The organism is Vibrio sp. Y42_MX_L11, assembly GCF_024181785.1.
GTDB classification, from domain to species: Bacteria; Pseudomonadota; Gammaproteobacteria; order Enterobacterales; family Vibrionaceae; genus Vibrio; species Vibrio diabolicus.
Genome location: NZ_JAMZAP010000007.1, coordinates 92,120 through 114,055, shown reverse-complemented (window position 1 = coordinate 114,055; position 21,936 = coordinate 92,120). Strand labels below are relative to the sequence as shown.

Sequence of the window (21,936 nt, the reverse complement as noted above, 5' to 3'; positions counted from 1 at the left end):
GAAAAAAGGGGAGGCGAAAAAGAGAGTAGATTTCTTCGCTTTATTCCTGATAAAACCGAATTGGTGGGGTTTTCCTACAATATAGGCACGAAATGTTAGTAAAAGGGGAACAAAGTGTTTGGAAGTTTTCTTATTTTATTGCCGCCAAGTTCAGTAAAATACGCCTATTGAATGGCCTCCTAGAGTTAAGGTGCGTGCGGTGTCTGATCTCAACTTATTTCGTTATTACCAACGCTTGCTCTCTTTTGGTGTTGGTAATGAAGCAAAAACCACGCTGCAAGAAATCGCCGATTTGTTGTTTACTTCGCCTCGTCATGCGCGCAGTTTGCTGGCGCAGATGCAAGAGATAGCGTGGTTAAGTTGGCGACCAAAAGCGGGACGGAACCAGCGTTCAACATTGTTGTTAAACGTTGAACTCAGCGCGCTAAAAGAAAGCCTTGCACTAGAGCGAATCAAGCTTGGTAAGTACGAGAAAGCGCTGTCGATTCTGGATGAAGATGAAGCTGCATTTGGGCGACTCCTCAAAACAACGTCGGGCGCATCGGTGAAAGAGGGGCGGCTCAATATTCAGCTGACCTACAAACGCATGTTCGAGCGTGTGGTTCCGCATCAACTGCAGCGAAGTAGTGAACGTTTTTTGCTTCGCCAAATTTATTGTTGTTTGGTTTCGAGCGATTACAACGGGCAGGTGCAGCCAGAGCTGGCTCATCATTGGCGTTATGATGACAGCTTGTACGAATGGACATTTTATCTTCGTCCGGGTCTGACTTTTCATAATGGCAACCCAATCGATGCCGACACGGTGGTGAGTTTGTTCGCCAAATTAAGCTCTTTGGAATACTACGAAAAAGAGCTGGCGCATGTTGCCAACATTACGGCACTTAATCCATTGAAGGTTGTTTTTAAGCTTAACCGACCTGACTTGGGTTTTGCTGGACTTATTTCTGGCGTGAAATATGGCATTCAGCCCGTGAGTCAGGTGAACGTTGCTAACAACAAGTTGGTGGTGGGGAGTGGTCCATTTTCCGTCGTTGAGCACAGTGAAAACCGTTTGAAACTGCAAGCGTTTGATGGCTATTACGCGTGTCGAGTATTAACGGATTTTGTGACGATATGGATCGTCAACGATGAACAGATGGAAAATCCATCGCTTGCCGCAAACACAGTGCAACCAGAACCTGATTCTGCTGATGACATGTGCAGCCACTATATGTCGACGCCAAACAGTGAAGTATCACCAGCGAGTAAACGCAGTCGAACGGAAGACGGTTGTTTGTTCGCACTGTTTAACCATCATGCAAAGCACGCTTTGTCTCAGGCCCAGCGCCGATACATCAGTGAATTGATTCAACCTGAACTGCTAGCTGACGTGATGCGTAATGAAAACATTATATTTGGGAGCATACCTGCTTATAATTTATTGCCTAACTGGAAGCCAGTGTTGCGCCCCTTTGGAGATGCGGTCAAGTTGCCAAAGCTGATCACCATCGCAGGGTACAATTACACGGCGCTACGCCGGTGCGCACGAGCGATTTCTTCGCGTTTAGAGCGTGCGGGCAGCCGAGTGGAGATCGTTATGTACTCCTACCGTGAACTGAGCGAGAAAGCCAAAAACGGCACGCTTGATGAGACTCTGGTTGTCACCAATATTAACTTGGACGATAACCGTCATGCGTCTGCGTTTAGCAACTTCTTTAGCAATACTGTGCTTTACCACACCTTAGGGGCGCAAAATGCGGCGTGGTTGGATGCTCAAATGGAAAATGTCCGCGCATTCTCACCGCTTGAAGATTACCTGAGCGCGTTAGAGCCGATTGCGTCCACATTGATTAGCGAATATTGGATTGCACCGATGTTTCACCATACTCAGACGCTACGTTTTCAAGGGGTCTTGGAAGATGTCGCACTCACAAACTGGGGATGGCCAGACATACGATCCGTTTGGTCTGCGGACTGATCAAAACCGCCTGAATGGCGGTTTTTTTGTGTCTGCAATTTGGTGAAAGCCAGTGACGTTTTTATTTCTTCTAGCCAACAAATGTGATGTTTATCTACGTTTGAGCGTGAGCTATCAATAAATGGCCCGAAATGAACTTTGAAACTAATCACGATTTATATCAAGTCAATAGGTCTAATGTGATCTGATTTAAACAATGTAACTTTAAGAATATTTTCGAGAAGGTGATTGTATTCAAAATTTGCCTATTGACTTGTTGCTCAAATAAAATTTGTAGATTTTTTACGTGTGGGATTTTTGAGCTCTGTCCATTTAAACAAATTGACAGGCTTTAAAGTGTGACTCGAAGCGCAAAAGTAGCTCGGTTGCGCGGTTGGGACTCTGTTATTGATAATTAACCCATCAGATGACGAACTGTTGATAGGGTTAAATATGTTGTACGAGTTAATCGACCACGAACTAGTAGATGTAATTAATGATCGCGCTTACCAATGGCAAGATGCGGTTAAAAAGACCACTCAATACCTAGAAAATAAAGGTTACGTCTCCCAGCATTATGCTGATGCAATCATCCGTTCAACGGAAGAAAACGGTCCTTACTATGTGTTATGCCCTGGATTGGCTATGCCTCATGCCCGACCTGAAACTGGCGTTTTAAAAACAGGCTTAGGCATCCATATTTTCCCATCACCTGTTGATTTTGGATCGGATCTCGGTCCGGCCAATATTCTTATTACCTTAGCTGCGAAAGACTCTGATACCCACATTGAGGTGATTCAAGCGTTGAGCGAGATGTTTGTGGATGAAGAGAACATTGCAAAACTGGCACAAGCCTCTTCCAAAGAACAAGTGCTAGACATAATAAAAGCATACTAAAAGGAACATAATAAAAGCATACTAAAAGGAACATAACGTGAAAGCAAACATGCGAGCCAATGTGCAAGCCTTCGGAGGTCATTTGACCGCCATGGTGCTGCCAAATATCGGAGCCTTTATCGCTTGGGGCTTTATTACTGCACTCTTTATTCCTACGGGCTGGATGCCAAACGAAGCCTTTGGCGAACTCGTGGGGCCAATGATCACTTACTTGCTGCCACTTTTAATTGGTTACACTGGTGGTCAGATTGTTGGTGAAAAACGCGGCGCGGTAGCGGGGGCTATCGGTACGATGGGCGTGATTGTCGGGGCTGACATACCGATGTTTGTTGGCGCAATGATCATGGGCCCACTGAGTGCTTGGGTTGTGGTGCAAGTGGATAAACGTATTCAACACCGCATCCCTTCTGGTTTTGAGATGGTGGTCAACAACTTCTCGTTGGGTATCGTCGGTATGTTGTTGTGTTTGTTCGCCTACGAGATTGTTGGCCCTTCAGTCACCGCAGCAAACTTGTTTGTGAAATCAGGCATCGAAGCGTTGGTTGCGACGGGTTTCCTGCCTCTGTTAGCGATCATTAACGAGCCTGCGAAAGTGCTGTTCCTAAACAATGCTATCGACCAAGGTATTTATTACCCACTAGGTCTGCAAGCGGCCGCAGAAACGGGCAAGTCCATCTTCTTTATGGTGGCGTCTAACCCAGGCCCTGGTCTTGGTATGCTGCTGGCCTACGCGAAGTTTGGTCAGGGTTTGTCTAAACGCTCTGCGCCAAGCGCTATCATCATTCACTTCTTTGGTGGCATTCATGAGCTGTACTTCCCATATGTACTCATGAAACCAATCATGATTGTGGCAATGATTGCTGGTGCGGCGACAGGCATCGCAACCTTCAACCTATTTGATGCCGGTTTGGTCGCGGGTCCAAGTCCAGGCTCTATCTTCTCTTACCTTGCTCTTACTCCGAAAGGTAGCTTCATCGCGACCATCGCAGGTGTGACAAGTGCAACGATTGTCTCTTTCTTGGTAGCAAGTGCGATTCTGAAGGTGAGCAAATCAGAAGAAAAAGAAAGCGAGTTTGAGAAATCAGTTTCTGACATGAAGGAGATGAAAGCGGAAGGCGCAGTTAAGCCAGTTGCAGCTGCGACGACGCAAGAGCCGAGCAAGCCAATTTCATTTGTCGCATTCGCATGTGATGCGGGTATGGGCTCTAGTGCAATGGGCGCATCGACCTTTAAACGCAAGCTGGTACAAGCTGGGATAGAGATTGAAGTGAAAAACTTTGCCATCGAGAAAGTCCCGAGTGAAGCCGATATCGTCGTGACACACGAGAGCTTAGAAAGCCGCGCAGTCAACGCGACAGGTTTACCAGTCGTAACGATCAAGAACTTCCTCAACGACCCAGCGCTTGACGAGCTGATGGATAAGATTAAGCAACAAACGGTCGCGACTGAGCAACCAGCCTAACAATGCAGTTTGGGGCGGCAGGTATCGCCCCAATTAGGAGAGAAATCATGGTACAAACAACGGCAGCGGTTATCTGTGGTGAGAAAAACGTTCAATTAAGAACCTTTGATTTACCAAACATTTCAGCCGACGAACTTCTGGTTAAAAACATTTCAAACAGCATTTGTCTATCCACTTACAAAGCAGCATTGTTAGGTAGCAAACACAAACGCGTACCTGAGAACATTGATGAAGTGCCTGTGATGACGGGTCATGAATATGCAGGTGTGATTGTTGAAGTTGGTGAGAACCTAAAAGATCAATACAAAGCAGGCGATTACTTTGTACTGCAACCAGCAATGGGTTTGCCTACTGGTTACTCAGCGGGTTACAGCTACGAAACCTTTGGCGGCAACGCAACGTATTCCATCATTCCTAAAATCGCTATCGACTTAGGTTGCGTTTTGCCTTACCACGGTGACTACTTTGCAGATGCGTCTTTGGCTGAGCCAATGTCTTGCATTATCGGTGCGTACCATGCGAGCTACCACACCACGCAATACGTGTACGAGCATGATATGGGCATCAAAGAGGGCGGAGCGTTGGCGCTGCTCGCTTGTGCTGGCCCAATGGGGATTGGTGCGATTGACTACGCGATTAACGGCCCGGTGAAGCCAAAACTGATCGTGGTGACGGACATCGACGCCGCGCGTTTAGACCGAGCTGAAAGTCTCATTCCCGTTGCAAAAGCCAAAGAGCAGGGCGTAGAACTGCACTACGTGAATACCGCTCAAATCGACGACCCGGTCGCGTATCTCAAAGCACTCAACGGTGGCAATGGTTATGACGATGTAATGGTCTACGCGGCGGTTGCTCAAGTGCTAGAACAAGCCGATGAGCTACTTGGCAATGATGGCTGCCTCAACTTCTTTGCTGGCCCAACGGATAAGAACTTCAAAGTGCCGTTTAACTTCTACAACGTGCATTACGAATCAACCCATATTGTAGGGACGTCTGGTGGTTCAAAGGGTGACATGGTGGAATCTATTGAGCTTTCCTCACAAGGCAAGATCAACCCATCTTTCATGATAACCCATGTTGGTGGCTTACAAGCTGCACCCCATACGATTTTGAATCAGTTGGATATTCCGGGCGGTAAGAAGTTGATTTACCCGCATATTGACCTGCCATTGACCGCGATTGATGATTTCTTATCGTTGGTAGACCAAGACCCGTTCTTCGCCGAATTAGACGCAATTTTGAACGCTAATAACTATGTGTGGAACGCACATGCAGAAAAAGCGTTACTTGAGTTTTATGACGTGAGCTTAACGGTTTAGTTGCAACGAATTTGTGTGGTAGCCTTTGCGCTGCCACATAATGGAGAGGTCATAATACGTTGTCACGTGAAGACGAATTACTGGAGAAACTGGACGAGTGCGAAAATGCCACTGCGTTTCTTCAGGTTTCTAACAAAATAATTAACCTCAAGTTAAAAGCATTACTTCCGAGCGTGTTCGTCCAAGACGATCTAGTGAAGGAGTATGCTGTGGATCCTCTATTGAAAGAAGATGGTCCGTTGGTGACGACCGATGTGGTATCGAAGCTGATGTTTGCGATGGGCAAAATCTCTTTAGAAACTTACGCCGATATCGGGTTGTACGATCAGGTGTTGGAGTATGTGGTTAGCCAACCGGAGAAAGTCGAATTCGCGGATGACGTGATTTATGACTTCATCAAAAACCAAGCGGTACTCTCTTCTCAGCAAGACAGCTTTTATCTTGAGTCGATCAATCAGCTTAAGTTCTCTTCGTTTGAGTCCTTTTCGCAAATGAGATACGAATCTCTCATCAAAACAGTGTTGAAGCTGTCGTGTGAAATGTTGATAGAAAGAATCGAAGGGGAGATCAATCAATAAGGGTTCACCATGAAAGTGAATTTAAACGTCAGTGGTTTTGAAACCGAAGCTACCTTTCCTGATGCCGACGTAAAGCGAATCCATCAACCTCTTATCGAAAAATTTACCCGTCTTTATCATGAGAAGCAGGAACGCATTGTGGTGTTCTTGTGTGCTCCTCCGGGCAGCGGTAAGTCAACCCTTGCTGCGTTCTGGGAATATCTCTCTGAACATGATGAAAGCCAAGAGCCTTTACAAGTGCTGCCGTTTGATGGTTTCCACTATCCAAATGAGATCCTCGACAACAATACGATTGAACGAGATGGCGAGCTCGTGCCTCTGCGCAGTATTAAGGGGGCCTATCAAACATTTAATCTGACGGAGCTTATCGACAAGCTCAAACAGCTCAAAATGAAAGATACAAAATGGCCATACTACGACCGCAATTTGCATGATCCAGTCGACGACGCCATTTTGGTAAATCGGAATGTGGTTGTCGTTGAGGGGAATTGGTTACTGCTTAATGAACCAGTGTGGAATGAACTGCATCGTTTGGCAGATTTTACCGTCTTCGTCGATACACAGCCTGAGTTTCTGCAAGAACGCTTAGTAAACCGTAAGATTCGTGGTGGTACAGATCCAGAAGCTGCATTAGCGTTTTATTTGAACTCAGATGCCGTAAATGTAGATAAGGTTTTAAATCACTCAATTCCAGCGGATCTCACGCTGTTTCTCAATCAAAACGGTTCGTTCGAAATTCGATAATTCGTCCACAACTTAGGAGGTCACCATGGATATCGTCGTTGATAGCCACACCCATACTATTGCCAGTGGACATGCCTACAGCACCATTTTAGAGAACGCATTGTCTGCCAAGAATAAGGGGCTAAAACTTCTTTGTATCACCGATCATGCTCCCGAGATGCCAGGAGCCCCTCACTACTGGCATTTCAACAATCAAAGAATTTTGCCCCGTTTTTTACACGATGTAGGTATTCTCCGCGGTGTAGAAGCCAACACGCTGAATGTGAAAGGGGAGATAGACTTACCACCTTCCTCTGACCAACATCTTGACTGGGTGATTGCGAGTTTCCATGAACCCGTATTCAAGCCCGCGACCGAAGCTGAGCATACTGCCGCTCTGATAAGTGCTATTAAAAGCGGCAGGGTGGATGTTCTCGGTCACTTAGGTAACCCAAATTACCCATTCGATATGGAACAGGTGCTGCGCTGCGCGAAAGATCACAATGTTGCGGTTGAAGTTAACAATACATCTTTGACAGGCAAAAGCCGTAAGGGTAGTGATTCCCGTTGTGATCGCATTGTCGAGCTGGGCAAAGAGATTGGCGTTTACTTCAGTACCGGATCTGATGCGCACTTCTGTGAAGAGATCTCTAAGTTAGATTTGGCGATTGCTTTGCTGGAAAAACACGGTGTGGAAGAAGAGAAGATACTCACTACGTCGACGAGCCGATTCTTGAACTTCTTATTGCTGAGAGGTAAAGCGAGGATTTCAGAGTTTAAGGATTTTTACTAAGTAAAATCCCAAACACATTAAATGAAGTATTTTCTTATACAGCCCTAAAACCCGCCAAGCTGCGGGTTTTATTCGTTTTGGGGAGGCGTAGAACAAACAACGCGACTGTGATTTAAAGCGTGAAAAGAAGAATCAATGAAAAAGGGAACGAAGGCCATAATTCGAGAATATTATAGGACGAGCGGGAATTTTATGGCTCTTAATCAGTCATAAGGTTATGAGCCGCTTTTTGTGTTCCGCTGTTCAATAACGAGCGATAACAGGCGAACAAGTAGGGACTGAGCTTCAGGAGACAGTAAGCGTGCTACGGCCATTAGATCACCTGCTGTTACGTGTTGAACGTCTCTTATATCCAATGCGATGTCGAGATCGGTCAAATGCAGAGAGCGCAGTATGGAGCGATATTGGGAAAGTTTCAGGTCGGATTCTCCACGCTCTATCCGTTGATACGTTTTCACGCTCATCCCTGCGATGTTTGCCATTTGTTCACGGGAGAGGCCACTCGCTTTTCTTCTCGCAATTAGTGCTTCAATAATAGGGTCGACCTGCATGTGCTCTCCTGAAAGGACAGTTTTGACCTAAATAAAGCAAGAAGTGGACCAGTTTAACCATCTCATATTTACCTGTTTTGCAATCAGTATAAGAATAGCTATCTAATAAAAATGTACATATTTTAGTCAGTTATAAACTCAATGGAAAAGTATCAATCATACAAATCAATCGAGACAAAATCTTCAATTCGCAAAATGCAACGCATTTTAGATCAATTATTTAGCGAGCTTAATGAGCAGCATCGTGTCACTAAAGAAAATGTTGTCGCTCTGACTCGACAGTCTCAACAGAGGTTGATGAACTACAAAGAGCTTTATCTTCATAAAGAATCGATAGGTGAGGTAGAGTTGCAGATTGCGTATGAAAATATGAGTGTGACTGAGAAGCAGGTCGCGGATATGGGCGTTTCAGCATTAACTTATATCATCGGAGCGTTAGATAAAGCGTATTAATAGAATGGGCAAGCTAGCTTAGATTTAGACAGTTTGGATAACACCTAAAAGAAAGGATGCAAATGCTGGGGAACCACACCCAGCATTCGGACACTCATTTACCTATAGTTTCGAACCGTAAATCAGTGTTTAGAGGTATGTGAACCGAACAGTGTCGGTACGCAGCGAATAATAGCGATATTGTCCGATCTAGGCTACGCCCCTGGAATCTAACACCTTTACTTGAACTGTAAATTAATTTGTACACCCATCCAAAATTGAGCGGTTGAGCACGTTCTTACTCTCATTAGGCGATAAAAGACTGATTAGTGATGAAAATAACAACACATCTTAGGTGAATGAGGAGAGTTGTTAAAATATATCGCTATAAGATTGACCTTTTGCTTTTCAATCGTCCTGCTTATGCCTTACAATCTTTTCGAACCAAATCCATTCACAACGAATGGGGTTGATGAATTAAGATGAACAATTTTGCTTCGAACCCAAAGTTGTGCGCATTTCATCAACGATGACATCGCCCAAAACGACTCTCAAGTGTTCATGTGCAATTGAATTAACCACCTTTTGCTGCATGTTTTCTTAGCCATATAGGGTTCTTGTAACCAAATTTTGGTTGAGTAGAGCGTTTTGTTGGGTGTGCTTTGGATGTAGCACAACTGGCGAGAAATAAACGGATTGAATTTAGAGGTATTAACCGTGAACCTAAAACTTGTCGGCAGCTCCCTGATCGTTGCAGGTACTGCTCTTGGCGCTGGTATGCTTGCTATACCAATGGTGCTTGCTCAATTTGGCCTCCTCTGGGGCACTCTTCTTATGTTGTTCATCTGGGCTGGGACGACTTACGCTGCGCTGCTCCTTCTTGAGGCCAGTTGCAAAGTAGGCGGCGGCGCTAGCATGAATGCAATTGCTCGCGAAACGCTAGGTAAAGGTGGCCAGTTGGTAACCAACAGCTTGCTTTACGCCCTGTTAGTTTGTCTATTGATGGCTTATATCATTGGTGCGGGTGATCTCGTACAAAAAGTAACAGCCTCAATTGGGCTGCCAACATCTACGATCGCAAGCCAAGTCGGTTTTACTCTTTTAGTCGGTATCATTGTTTCGGCAGGCACAGGGGTTGTAGATAAGCTTAATCGCGGTTTGTTCCTAGGCATGATCGTGGCGTTGATCCTGACACTTTTTGCGCTTGCACCAAGCGTCTCGTTTGAGGGACTTGATGAAGTCGTGAGTGACGATAAGATGGCGCTAATTAAGACAAGCTCGGTGCTTTTCACCAGTTTCGGTTTTATGGTCGTGATCCCATCGCTTGTAACTTACAACAAAGAAGCGAGCAAAACTCAACTGCGTAATATGATTATCGTGGGTTCAACTATTCCGCTTGTTTGTTACTTATTATGGTTATTAGCAGTTGTCGGTAACCTACCACCTCATGAGCTTGTTCAATACTCCAACGTAACGGAGTTGATCTCGGTATTAGGTCAGCAATACGAGGGTTTGGAGTTTATCCTATCCATGTTCACTGGGTTAGCACTGTTAACATCGTTCTTAGGTGTGGCAATGGCGCTATACGATCAAAATGCAGACCTACTGAAAGCAAGTAAGCCAGTGATTTTTGTTACTACTTTTGTGCTACCACTACTAGGTGCTGTATATGCGCCAGAACACTTCTTGGCTATTCTTAGCTACGCGGGGATTATTCTTGTGTTTCTCGCGGTCTTTGTCCCATTATCAATGACAATGAAAGTGCGTCGAGTGCCAGTAGAAGATGACAGTATTTATGAAGCTGGTGGCGGCGTAATGGGAATGAGCATGATCTTCCTATTCGGCTGTTTCTTGCTGTTTGCCCAAGCAGTATAAAATCACGCTAGCTTATTTAAAAACTGAGCCGCCCGTTGTATAACGGGCGGCTTTTTTGTGTTTATAACCCAAACACAGAGGACTTAAAAAGTTATCAATATCAGTGATACTTTACCTTTCTCTGATAATCACGATAAGCTTTGACCTTGTAGTAAAACTCCTTGGCGAAAGGCTGACATGTACAGTGATTCACCCTTCTATTATATCGATGTTGATATGAATAAGAGGCTCTGTTGTGTCAAAGCAATTATCTTTTGCCATGGTTGGCGTTATATTGTCTTTAGGTGTGTTCAGTACAGAAGTGATGGCTGACCCGAAACATAGGCATGGTCATCGATATGATCACCATCATGAGCATCACCATCATCATAAACGCAAGCACAAGCACAAGCACAAGCACAAGCATAAACATAAGTATAAACATCGTGACGTTATTTATGTGGAGTCTCGACGACCAAGACGCAGTTACTACTACCACGACCGAATTCCTCGTAATAGTACCTACATAAAGATTGGAGATTTCACCTATTTAAAAGTGGATGATCGTTATTATCGTCGCTCCAATGACCGCTATATCCATGTTGAATTCAATTAGAGTGGGAAAGGCAGCATAGCAAGCGTGATAACAGTTTTGAGCCGAGTGGCGACAACACTAAAAACTAGGCGCTCTAAGTCTAGATACCACTGCGATAGAGGTCTAAAAACAAAAACAGCGAGCATTGGCTCGCTGTTTTTGTTTAGGCGAAGACTAGACTGTAAATCGGTTTAATATTTGATCTTGTTTATGCACATCTTCTTGCTGTGCCTGCATAGCATCGTTAGTTCGATTTGCAGATTCGGCGACTTGAGTCGATAGGTCTTTAATATTCACCGTATTGTTGTTGATCTCCTCCGCAACTAAGCTTTGTTCTTCCGCCGCTGAGGCGATTTGTAAGTTCATATCAGAAATACGCTGAATCGCATCACGAATACGTTGTAGCGCGTTGTTTGCCAAGTCTGCTTTTTCTACGGCTTCTACAGCGCTACCCTTGCTTTGATGCATAGCATTTGCCACAGATGATGCGCCAGATTGCAGCTGCTCAATCATAGTACGAATTTCTGTTGTTGATTCTTGAGTTCGTTGCGCCAGTGTACGAACTTCATCAGCAACGACGGCGAAGCCTCGGCCAGATTCTCCCGCACGTGCAGCCTCAATTGCGGCATTCAACGCGAGTAAGTTCGTTTGGTCCGCAATATCGTTGATGACTTTTAGAATCGTTTCGATGTTGGCGGTTGCAGATTCAAGCACTTGCACTTCTTCGACAGCAAGGTCAATGCTATCGGAAAGCATATTGATCGTTTGTGTCGATTCACCGACCACAGAAGAGCCCTCAACCGTTGCTTGATCAGCTTCTTTGGCTGCACTCGCTGCGCCTTGCGCATTATTGGCAACTTCAGTCGCGGTAACAGACATTTCGTGCATCGCGGTGGCTAATTGTTCTAGCTCTTGTAGCTGAGTTTGAATAGCACCTGCCGAATCTTTTGCACCCTCAGCGGTGATTTGAGTGCCATTCAAAATTTGATCAGAAATACTCTTCGACTCAATAATTTGCTGTTGCAAGTTTTCCATGAACGTATTGAAGTTTGTAGCAAGCTCTGAGAATTCTTGGTCAGTATCAGTTTCAAGGCGCTGTGTAAGATCGCCTTTCCCAGACGCAACACCTTTAATCGCGTTGTTTAAAGTGTCCAGCGGACGCATGAGCGTGCGAATGAGTAGAGTCAGTGCAATAACAGAAGCAATCACGGCAATGATTGAATAAATAATAGCGCTGTTGCGAAGCTCTCCTACGGCAGAGTAGGCGATAGCTTCATCAATAACTGAACCCACGTACCAGTTCTCGCCCGGGATGTGAGTCAAGTTAACCATATAACGATCGCCATCGATCTCAATGTGTTGCGTTGATTGTGTAAGATCGACCTGTGGTAGGTAGCTACCAACTTTTTCACCGTTGTACTTACTTTGAGGGTGGGCAATGGTAGTTCCATCAGCGGTGACCAAAAATAAGTAACCAGCGTCAAACAGATTCACTTGGTTGACGAGGTCAGAAAGGGTAGTTAGTTCGAGGTCATAAAACATACCAGCTAAGAACTGGCCGTTTTCTTTTACTGGTGTACCAACAGAGATGATGACGTTTTTTGAAGACGCATCGACGTATGGGTCTGTTACGACCAAATCGCCTTTGTTTTTAGCTGCGATGAACCAAGGACGTTGACGCGGATCGTAGTCTGGTCCTGCTTCCCAGCCGTCGTCATTTTCAATCACGAAGCCATTGCTTTCATAACCAAAGCCAATCGCAAGAAAGCTGGCTTTTGGTGTTGGTCGCTCAAGAATGTTCTGAACGTAGTTGTGTGAACTTGGATTAAGTTCGATAACTTCAGTAATAGAACGAGCGAGATCCTTTTTAGCATTCATTTCTGATTGCACGGTATTGCCAACACTGGTCAATATCTCGTTCACACTCGAGTCAATGTGCTCCTGCGTTTGGGAGCGGATCGTCATAACTTGTTGCGTCGACAGTAGTGACACGGTAATTAGCAGCAAAAATGACGAGGCTGTGACAACCTTATGTCTAAATTTCATGAGCTTTCCTCTGATTCTCCCGGTTGGCTTCACTATGCTTTCACCTCTTTTTAAACGGGCGAATTCGGCATCAAGAGAAACCTATTGTGTTTGGTTATCTTTTTTATCGACATCTTTGTCAAAAACATGAGTCTATTTGTTGTCTTTTTTAACCAAATTTAAACAAAACGGTAAGTTACGACAAAAACCGTGAGTTTGATCAGATTTGTGCGCTCTGTTAATGAAAGCGTCATAATGAAAAGAATTGCGTAAAGCATAGTGTTTCAGGTTGGCGTTATTGGTGAGATGAGAGCGACTTAACTGTCGTGAAAGGGGGCGTGATTGGAGCTGTTCGTTATAAGTTATGAGCGTTTGCTAATTAAGTGATCTGAATAGAGCTGTAGATAGAGTTTTAGACATAAAAAAGGCCCCGACAATGCGGAGCCTTTGTTGATTGATGCTTTGATTTTAGAAAATCAGATGAGCAACACCAGCAATCACAGGTAATGTGATTAGCGTACGCAGAATGAAAATAACGAACAGTTCTACAATGTTTACTGGAATTTTGCTGCCTAGTAGTAGGGCGCCAACTTCTGACATGTAGATAAGCTGAGTTACTGACATTGCTGCAATAACAAAACGTGTCATTTCATTATCAATTGATGCCGCTAAAATTGCCGGGATAAACATATCCGCAAAGCCAACAACGATAGTCTGTGATGCGGCGACAGCTTCTGGAATTTGCAGTAGCTCTAGGTATGGAATGAATGGCTGACCTAGAATTTCAAATACAGGAGTGTACTCTGCAATCACTAATGCCACGGTACCCAGACCCATAACCACAGGCAGTACACCAAACACCATGTCGATTGCGTTATGTACGCCTTCTTTAAATACAGACTGAACAGATGTTACCTGACCCGCGCGCTTAAGTGCTAGATCCATACCCCATGAGAATGTGGTGTGGCCTTCTGGTACGGCGTCAGCATCTTTATCTGGGTTGCTGCCATCAATGTAGCGATCTTTCTTCAGGCTTAGCGGCGGTAAGCGAGGAATGATAACCGCAGCGACAATACCTGCTAAACAGATTGCGCCGTAGAAAGGTAGGAACAGATGCTCTAACTGTACCTGAGCGATAACCACTAAGCTAAACGTGATTGATACTGCTGAGAACGTTGTCCCGACAACAGCGGCTTCACGCTGAGTATAGAATTTATTTTCGTACTGTTTGCTGGTTAGCAAGATACCAACACTGCCGTCGCCTAACCAAGACGCCATACAGTCAATTGCGCTACGTCCAGGCAGGTTGAATACCGGGCGCATTATTTTACTCAGTAATGCGCCAAACAGCTCAAGAAGACCAAAGTTCAGAAGAAGCGGAAGGAGTAGGCCCGCAAAAATGAACACCGCAAACAAAGTTGGTAGAAGACCGGTAAGAACAAGGCCACCTGTGTTTTCTTCCCAAATCGCTTTTGGACCCACTTGGAAGAATGTCATTAATACGGCTGCACCGCCGATTAAGCGAACAACAAGCCAAAGTGGCGATGGATTGAAAAGACCGTTTAAAAATCCATTACGTAAAATCGCTGCAGGCTTGAAAATTTTGCAAAGAACAGAAGCGACTGCCATGAAAGCGATGATACTGGTGACGATAGCGATCAAGGTATCGCCTAATACTGCCGGGATGACTTTTGCCATAACCGCAACAGGGATAGTTAGGCCGCCATCGTATGAGATCGGAGCCATAAAGAGTAGAAGACCGATTAGGGAAGGGATGAAAAACATCCAAAAGTTGCCCTTAGGAGCTTCAGTAGCATTAGTGGTATTATGCATAGTTGTCTCGTGTTACTACTAGTCAATACTTGCCATTTCCATGACATAAATATTCACTAAACATCCGTATTTAATCACAGTTTTGCGGAGGGTACCCGCAAACTGCATCCATTGCAATACTATTCATTAAATACATCTAGTTATTCAGCCGATTTGTCGGGTAATTGGTCAAATAACGTATAAGTGTATACGAATATGTTGCTTGTGTTAGAAAATTGTAGCACGGAGCGAGGGCAGCGCAGAGAATTATGGGGCGCATTGTGACTGGAATAATAAAACGGTAAACAAATGTGACTTTGATCTAACTAACTTTTTGCCGGGAGCCCTGTTAGCCCTAGCTGTTATAAGGTTTTTTAGCTGCGTTACAACACGATAAAACGTTTATTATGATGTGCAGTGGTGAGAGAGTTGATCTACAACCGATTGAAGCATTCGGCCTCAATCGGTTCGAGATTTTATGCTTTTTGTTGGCGACTAAGCATGTAAAGGTAACTCCAGTAGATCAGAGCCGTAGCGAAAGCCAATATTGCAGGGAAAACGAGCGTATATAATCCATATACCACGAAAAGTGCGGCTCCTGCGACACCGCCAAGCAAGAATCCGAAGAAAATGAATAGGAATAGCTTTGCTTTACGTCGATCAAATTGGCGACCTCTTAAGCTTTCTCCAATCATAATCCCCAGATCGGTGATGATCCCAGTCATATGTGTGGTTCTGACTACTGCGCCGCTGAATGTAGTGATCATTGCGTTTTGTAATCCACATGCTGCTGACGCTAGATATTGGCCGTACAAATCCCCTTGCACCAAAAAGCCCAAACTGAGTAGGAGCAAGCTCCCTTCTATGCACAGTGCAACACCATATCTTCGCCCTAGTTTTAACGCACTGCTCTCAATAAAAAAACCGCTAAAGGCAGCACCGATCAAAAAGCTAAATACGATGAAGAGCAGGTGAATGGAGCTATCCACACCTGTTAGCAAGCTGTTCCCTAGCTGAGTTACGGTTCCTGAAAGATGTGTTATCGCTTGATGTTGAAAGCCGAGAAGACCAACGGCATTGACGCAGCCCGCGAGAAGGGCAAGTAGAAACGCGCCATATTCCACCCAACGAGGAAGTCTGGAAATCACAATAAAACCCCACCAAATGTTAGGAGCCGATTATAACGCTCACACCGCGTTACGAAACCCCTTACAGTAAAACTCGGTTGATCATTCTCAAAAAAATCTCATTTATAGAGCTTTTGCGTTGACCGTGATAACGACATAGAGGGGGATTTCCCCTACCTGATGTGTTCCATTGTACATTCGAAACTCACCCATCCATGTTTCCTCTGCTCATAGATGGAAACCGTTGGTTGGTGGAACTCTTTATCAGTAAAAAGACCGACGGGAATGATCATGATTTCAGGAAATGTAGAGACCAATAAGCGCATTGTCGTGCCGCAAGAAGGGCAAAACTCATACTGAACCTCGCTGCCATCATCCCCCATTCGGGTATAGCAGGTGACTTCACCGTTTAAGGTTACGTGCTCTTTATCAAAGCGAGCCTGTACCCCAAACACACTGCCTGTCCGCTTTTGGCATTCAAAACAATGGCAGACAGACGTACGGATGGGTTCTCCCTTACAACGGAGCTCAACTAAACCGCAAGCGCATTCGCATGTATGAATGGTTGTTGTCATCGTGATTACCTATTCTTCCCAATACACCAATGAATTTGGAACACTGAGAGCAGTGTCAGTGGCCAGTTATGAACTCTGGGCTTGAAAATCATTTGGATACAGTCAGTTTAGTTTAATTTTGAAACACTTGAAGGGATGAAATCATTTGGGTATACAATGCTATACTCGCTTTTTCATTTATGCCTTTAAACAAGGAAGTCTTCATGGCTCACAAAAGAATCCTGCCGATACCACTTATTCTTCTTATTCCGATCGTATTATTGGTCGTGGTTGTGATCGCGGGTGTTTATCGCTTTAGTTTGTCTGATGAAGAGATCATGGCTAAGTTCCCTCAAACGGAAGTAGAAACCAATGTTATTGTGCAAGAGACGCTGGGAATTACTTCACGCAACCCATGGACGATTCAAGTACCAGAGCAGGGAGCGGTCACTTTTCTTGATGAGTGGGATAAAGAAAACGGCTATTTGATAGGCGATTATGATGCAGGTGCGACAAAAGGTCAGGTACTCGTTCCAACTGCGTTTATTAGTCAGCGTGAGATTGAGAGTGTTTCATGGATTGCTGCACCGATGATTGTAACGACACAAGGTAGCGGTTCGTTTAACTATGTTGGCTTGTTTAAGTTTGACCCCGTGCCGAGCCGAGTTGTCCTTTTAGACAGTATTTTTGTCGGTGACCGCGTTAAATTTACCCAAATTACATGGGAAAGTGATGCCATTATCGCGCTTTCATATTTAGCGCATGGTGACGATCAAGCAATGGCAGATACGCCAAATCAATTAAATTCATCCACATTAAAGCGTGTAGGGAATAACTTACATATGCAACAGTGATGAATTTTTTTTTGAGTTCTGTAAAAATTCAGTGTTTTCTGCGCTAGATCTCGAAATTTCATAGTGATTTCTTATACGGGAATGCATAAGCTATGAGCCTTGTTTGAAAGGAGATAGTAATTCCCGTGTCTACAAATGAAATTACAAGACGGTTGCCGAATCTGACAAGTCGTAGAGCGCTGCTGTTATACTCCTTGCCAGTTTTAGTTGCGATTGGTGTTTCTCACTCTCTCAAAGAGTCATCTTTAACCAAAACCATCGCATTGAACCTGCCTGAATCTCAGGTCGTTGAAAAAATTCTTGATGCGACAACTGCCGAAGTTGTCACTCCCCCGAACTTCGAATATCAAATCCAAGCAGGTGACAACCTAAGCACTATTTTTAGCCAGCTCGGTTTCGGTTACAGCTCGTTAATGAAAGTAATGGAAACGGATTTGAACTACCTTGCACTTGATACACTAAAGCCGGGCAACACGCTCCGCTTTTGGCGTGATGATGCGACAGGCGAGTTAGAGAAAATGGAACTGCAATTTTCTATTGCAGATAAAGTGGTCTACCAACTAAATAGTGATGGTAGCTATGACTTTACCGATATCTCGATTCCTGGCGTGTGGCGCCAAGAACCATTGGTTGGTGTTATTCAAGGCAGTTTCTCTTCTTCTGCAAGTCGATTAGGTCTAACGTCGGCAGAAGTGAGTCAAGTTGTGAGCTTACTCAAAGAGCAGCTCAACTTTGGGCGTGATCTTCGTGCAGGTGATCGATTTGAAGTCGTTCGTCGCTCGCAAAGCATCAATGGTATACCAACGGGCAAGAACGAAATTGAGGCGATTAAGATTTACAATCGCGGACGTGAAATCACAGCTTACCTTCATACCGATGGTCAATTCTACAATGCCAAAGGCGAGAGCTTGCAGCGCGCATTCCAGCGTTATCCTGTAAGTAGCCGTTGGCGTATCAGTTCTGGCTTCAATCCTAATCGCTTACATCCAGTAACGGGGCGTGTCGCGCCACACAACGGTACTGACTTTGCCGTACCAACCGGTACTCCAGTCGTTTCTACTGGTGACGGTACAGTGATCATGACTCGTAAACACCCTTATGCGGGTAACTACGTGGTTGTTGAGCATGGCAGCAAATACAAAACCCGTTACTTACACCTAAGTAAGATTCTGGTGAAGAAAGGGCAAAAGGTTTCTCGAGGCCAGCGTATCGGTCTTTCCGGTAAAACAGGTCGAGTGACAGGGCCACACCTTCACTATGAATTGATTGAATACGGCCGTCCAGTTAACGCCATGCGAGCAAACATCCCAATGGCGAGCTCTGTTCCTAAGAAAGAGATGGCAACCTTTGTCGCGAACAGAGATGAAATGGATAAGCTATTACGCGATAAAGAGAAAGCAGTGCTGTAACAAAGTACTTCGCTCAAAAAATAAAAAGAGACTAAGTATAGCTTGGTCTCTTTTACTTTGTGCATTAACTAGATTTACATTCCATGACCGTCGCTTGTTTAGAGCTCTTAGGCGCTCCGCACTTCACGTTCATTTATCAGGTGTACGATTTCATCAACACTGTGTGGGCGAGAGTAGAAATAGCCTTGAATGTAGTGGCAGCCCATTTCAATTAATTTTTGTAATGCTCTATCGTCTTCTACGCCTTCGGCAATCAAATCCACATCAAGCAGTTCTGCTAATTGTGCTATCAAAAACACCACTTGTTCAGAGGTTGTATTTGAGAGCATGTTTTGAACGAAGGTTGCATCGATTTTAATGCTATCAATCGGATAATTGTGTATATAGTTCAAGCTTGAGTATCCCGTACCAAAATCATCCAACGCGACCTTAAAACCTAAGTACCGCAATGAGTTAAGTACCATCTGTTCACGGCCACTTTGCGAGAGTAAAACGGTCTCGGTGAGCTCTATAACAAAGTCTTTTGCTTCATGCTGATACTTTTCAACCATGTTAGTTAGGTGGTTAATATAGCGGTTAGAGTCGACCAGCTCATACGCAGAGCAATTGATAGAGAGTTTAACTTTGTATCCTAAGTTGGCCTCTAGCTCTTGTTTTGCGATACATGCGAGCTCAATAATACGTTCACCCAACTCGATAATCAGGCCTGATTGTTCGGCAGCTTCAATGAATTCCGCTGGAGAGATGTTCCCGTAAACATTGCTGTTCCAGCGGGCTAGGATTTCAAAGTAATTCCAGCGATCGCTTGTGATATCTACGATTGGCTGAACAACGACATACAACTCTTCGCTATCATGTATGTCAGCGCTAAGTTGAATGCGCATAGCTTCAATAAGCTGAGTTCTACGGTGATAAAGGGCGCTAAGATGTGTGTCGTAATGCTGAATTCGTGTATCGCGATGTTTTTTACAGTCTTTGAGAGCGAGGCTAGCATTCAAAATTAGCTCATCACTGTTCAACATATGTACTGGTGCGCGCGCGATACCAATACTAACAGTGAAAGAAATTCGGTTAGATTTGTCGCTGTAGCCGCTTTCAATTTTGTCGAGTACTTCCTGACACACGGCGACAGGATCTTCGTCGTAAGTAATGAAGGCGAATTCATCTCCTGCTACACGAAAAGCGTTGTTTGGCGATGACAAGCTTTGTTGAATGGCGTTCGCCGTAAACTTAATGATTTGGTCGCCGATGTAGTTTCCGTTGATATCATTGATCGATTTAAAGTTATCGATGTCTAGGTAAGCCAAACTGAATGGACGAGTGGCCTGTTGCGTCAATGTCTCCAAGGTGTCAGCTAAGCAGCTACGGTTGAGCAGTCCAGTTAGGTTATCATGCGATACTTCATAGCTAAGCTGATTAAGAAGCTTATCTGAACGTTCACTGACCCACTTTTCACGTAAGCTGTGAATAATGACATTGGCATAAAAGCGGTGGAAGTCGAGGATATCTTGCGCTTCCTTAGCGTGGATGCTTCGGGTAAAGGTGGACAATAAAATTCCCAGAACCTCGCCATTTTGTGTCTTTAATGGCAGACCAATGTAAGCTTGAATACCATCCTCTTGAAACATCTGATCTTCAGGAAAGCGTTTGTAAACTTGGTCCTGATAGAAAATATGTTCGCCAATGTCTTTTGCCACTTTTTCACAGGGGGTGCCTGAAAGATGGTAGCTTAGATTGTCTGTAATTTTTCCATTGCTAGCGAAGGAGATGGTATGAGCCGAATGCTGAAGATGCGCAACTTCTACAACGCAAGTGCAATGGCTCTGCAATTGTTGATGAATATCTAACGTGACTCGGTTTAGCTGAGCCGTGCCGTTTAGCTTCAATATTTCATCAATTTTGTGGAAACTGACTTGTACCTGACCCATTGAGCATTTCACCTAGCGTTGTGATTACCATATCGTGTGAGACACGAAGAATTATTATTTGATATGCATCAAATAAACTATCGGTTACTAAGGCGAATTTTTCAAATTTTGTGAACGAACAAATCATTATTTTCATGTTTTTATGCTTGAACCTCATCGATATATAGCGCTAGAAATTCAAGCTAAGCACGCTTCTCCTCTTCTAATCGCGATTTGAGATAATCGAGGAACAGCTTAGTTCGGGTATGCTGATAATCCAGCTTTGGATAGTAGGCATATACAGTGGCTTTATCCGCTGTGATATCGGGCAGGATAGGGACTAACGCGCCGGATTTGAGATCATCTTTGATCATGACGTTATTCGTCATCAGAATACCCATGCCTCTTTTGGCACCATGAAACAGCGCTTCTGGGTTAGTCGTGGCAAAGTTACCGGACAAGCTGATACGTTTACCTCGATTGGTTTTGATTTCTCGTGAGGGCTTTTCACCCCAAATCAGGACATTATGCTCTGTCAGATCCTCAACGCATTGTGGGGTGCCGTATTTTTTTAGGTAACTAGGCGCAGCGTAAAACTGGGCTTTATGTTCGAAAAGCGCAGTGGCTTTGAAACTCAGAGAGTTCAGTTGCTCTAATTCCCGGCTAATAAACAGGTCTAAGCTTAGCTCTGGCAATTGGCCTGGCAGCGTTGTCGTTAATTGAAGTGTGATGTCTGGATATTTCTCAAGAAAATCATCTAGGTAATGCACCAAAAACTTAGAACCAACCGCCAGTGTCGCGCCAATTTTCAATAACCCCGCTGGTGATTGATTGACTGAGCGAGTTTCATCTAATACCGATTGCCATGAATCCAACTGATTTTTTGCTCGTTGATAAAACAGCGCACCAGCTTCAGTTTGGCTAATAGAGCGGGTCGTGCGTTTAAGTAGTTGAACGCCAATTTTATCTTCTAGCCATTGAACTCGTTTACTGATAGCTGAGCTGGTGGTATTGAGTTTCCGCGCTGCTGCATTAAAGCTACCTTCTTCGACCACACGAATATAACTCTTCACGCTTTGAATCCAGTCCATTGTGTCTCCTTGGGAAT

Annotated in this window: 19 protein-coding genes; 12 read left to right on the top strand and 7 right to left on the bottom strand. The window is 44.5% G+C overall.

The window, feature by feature from the left end:
- Positions 1 to 199 precede the first annotated feature (199 nt).
- From NL643_RS09555 to NL643_RS09525, 7 genes are all read left to right on the top strand, one after another.
- The gene (locus tag NL643_RS09555; protein ID WP_253644330.1) at positions 200 to 1,957 is read left to right on the top strand and encodes an SgrR family transcriptional regulator; all 1,758 of its coding nucleotides are present in this window, start codon (positions 200 to 202) and stop codon (positions 1,955 to 1,957) included.
- A gap of 432 nt (positions 1,958 to 2,389) precedes the next feature.
- The gene (locus NL643_RS09550; protein WP_005391226.1) at positions 2,390 to 2,833 is read left to right on the top strand and encodes a PTS sugar transporter subunit IIA; all 444 of its coding nucleotides are present in this window, start codon (positions 2,390 to 2,392) and stop codon (positions 2,831 to 2,833) included.
- A gap of 37 nt (positions 2,834 to 2,870) precedes the next feature.
- Positions 2,871 to 4,295 (top strand): PTS mannitol transporter subunit IICB, encoded by a 1,425-nt coding sequence (locus tag NL643_RS09545; protein ID WP_005498331.1) that lies wholly within the window; start codon positions 2,871 to 2,873, stop codon positions 4,293 to 4,295.
- Between the two features lie 47 nt (positions 4,296 to 4,342).
- Complete coding sequence (locus NL643_RS09540; RefSeq protein WP_253644329.1) at positions 4,343 to 5,614, top strand: zinc-binding dehydrogenase; 1,272 nt, start codon at positions 4,343 to 4,345, stop codon at positions 5,612 to 5,614.
- 59 nt (positions 5,615 to 5,673) lie between these two features.
- Entirely contained in the window at positions 5,674 to 6,192 is a 519-nt protein-coding gene (locus NL643_RS09535; protein WP_005435522.1) for an MltR family transcriptional regulator, read from the top strand.
- Positions 6,193 to 6,201: 9 nt separating this feature from the next.
- A complete protein-coding gene (locus NL643_RS09530) occupies positions 6,202 to 6,936 on the top strand; it encodes a nucleoside/nucleotide kinase family protein (RefSeq protein ID WP_253644328.1) in 735 nt (244 codons plus the stop codon).
- Positions 6,937 to 6,961: 25 nt separating this feature from the next.
- Positions 6,962 to 7,708, top strand: a complete 747-nt coding sequence (locus NL643_RS09525; protein ID WP_253644327.1) for a phosphatase — start codon at positions 6,962 to 6,964, stop codon at positions 7,706 to 7,708.
- Between the two features lie 215 nt (positions 7,709 to 7,923).
- Here the strand turns inward: NL643_RS09525 and NL643_RS09520 are convergent, their stop codons facing one another.
- Entirely contained in the window at positions 7,924 to 8,259 is a 336-nt protein-coding gene (locus NL643_RS09520) for a helix-turn-helix domain-containing protein (RefSeq protein ID WP_145472102.1), read from the bottom strand.
- A gap of 141 nt (positions 8,260 to 8,400) precedes the next feature.
- Here NL643_RS09520 and NL643_RS09515 point away from each other — a divergent pair, with 141 nt between their 5' ends.
- The 3 genes from NL643_RS09515 (at position 8,401) to NL643_RS09505 (ending at position 11,161) form a co-directional block, all read left to right on the top strand.
- Positions 8,401 to 8,712: a hypothetical protein gene (locus NL643_RS09515; RefSeq protein WP_006742087.1), complete on the top strand. Its 312-nt coding sequence runs from the start codon at positions 8,401 to 8,403 to the stop codon at positions 8,710 to 8,712.
- A 696-nt stretch (positions 8,713 to 9,408) separates the two neighbouring features.
- Positions 9,409 to 10,566, top strand: coding sequence for an amino acid permease (locus NL643_RS09510; protein WP_109169123.1), 1,158 nt, complete (start codon positions 9,409 to 9,411; stop codon positions 10,564 to 10,566).
- Between the two features lie 235 nt (positions 10,567 to 10,801).
- Positions 10,802 to 11,161 (top strand): hypothetical protein, encoded by a 360-nt coding sequence (locus NL643_RS09505; protein ID WP_253644326.1) that lies wholly within the window; start codon positions 10,802 to 10,804, stop codon positions 11,159 to 11,161.
- A gap of 153 nt (positions 11,162 to 11,314) precedes the next feature.
- Here the strand turns inward: NL643_RS09505 and NL643_RS09500 are convergent, their stop codons facing one another.
- The 4 genes from NL643_RS09500 to NL643_RS09485 form a co-directional block, all read right to left on the bottom strand.
- Complete coding sequence (locus tag NL643_RS09500) at positions 11,315 to 13,186, bottom strand: methyl-accepting chemotaxis protein (RefSeq protein ID WP_104970164.1); 1,872 nt, start codon at positions 13,184 to 13,186, stop codon at positions 11,315 to 11,317.
- Positions 13,187 to 13,633: 447 nt separating this feature from the next.
- The gene (locus NL643_RS09495; RefSeq protein WP_041853121.1) at positions 13,634 to 14,998 is read right to left on the bottom strand and encodes a YjiH family protein; all 1,365 of its coding nucleotides are present in this window, start codon (positions 14,996 to 14,998) and stop codon (positions 13,634 to 13,636) included.
- Positions 14,999 to 15,453: 455 nt separating this feature from the next.
- On the bottom strand, positions 15,454 to 16,125 hold the full coding sequence (locus NL643_RS09490) for a YoaK family protein (RefSeq protein WP_006742080.1): 672 nt from the start codon (positions 16,123 to 16,125) through the stop codon (positions 15,454 to 15,456).
- A 152-nt stretch (positions 16,126 to 16,277) separates the two neighbouring features.
- Positions 16,278 to 16,679 carry a GFA family protein gene (locus tag NL643_RS09485; protein ID WP_012842460.1) on the bottom strand — a complete coding sequence of 134 codons (402 nt, stop codon included), beginning with the start codon at positions 16,677 to 16,679 and terminating at the stop codon, positions 16,278 to 16,280.
- A 203-nt stretch (positions 16,680 to 16,882) separates the two neighbouring features.
- Here NL643_RS09485 and NL643_RS09480 point away from each other — a divergent pair, with 203 nt between their 5' ends.
- Positions 16,883 to 17,512, top strand: a complete 630-nt coding sequence (locus NL643_RS09480; RefSeq protein WP_182035779.1) for a hypothetical protein — start codon at positions 16,883 to 16,885, stop codon at positions 17,510 to 17,512.
- A gap of 125 nt (positions 17,513 to 17,637) precedes the next feature.
- Positions 17,638 to 18,921 (top strand): peptidoglycan DD-metalloendopeptidase family protein, encoded by a 1,284-nt coding sequence (locus NL643_RS09475; RefSeq protein ID WP_145472100.1) that lies wholly within the window; start codon positions 17,638 to 17,640, stop codon positions 18,919 to 18,921.
- Positions 18,922 to 19,028: 107 nt separating this feature from the next.
- Here the strand turns inward: NL643_RS09475 and NL643_RS09470 are convergent, their stop codons facing one another.
- Together NL643_RS09470 and NL643_RS09465 are read right to left on the bottom strand one after the other, a co-directional pair.
- The gene (locus NL643_RS09470; protein WP_253644325.1) at positions 19,029 to 20,849 is read right to left on the bottom strand and encodes a bifunctional diguanylate cyclase/phosphodiesterase; all 1,821 of its coding nucleotides are present in this window, start codon (positions 20,847 to 20,849) and stop codon (positions 19,029 to 19,031) included.
- Between the two features lie 182 nt (positions 20,850 to 21,031).
- Positions 21,032 to 21,919: a LysR family transcriptional regulator gene (locus tag NL643_RS09465; RefSeq protein WP_005391202.1), complete on the bottom strand. Its 888-nt coding sequence runs from the start codon at positions 21,917 to 21,919 to the stop codon at positions 21,032 to 21,034.
- Positions 21,920 to 21,936: the final 17 nt, after the last annotated feature.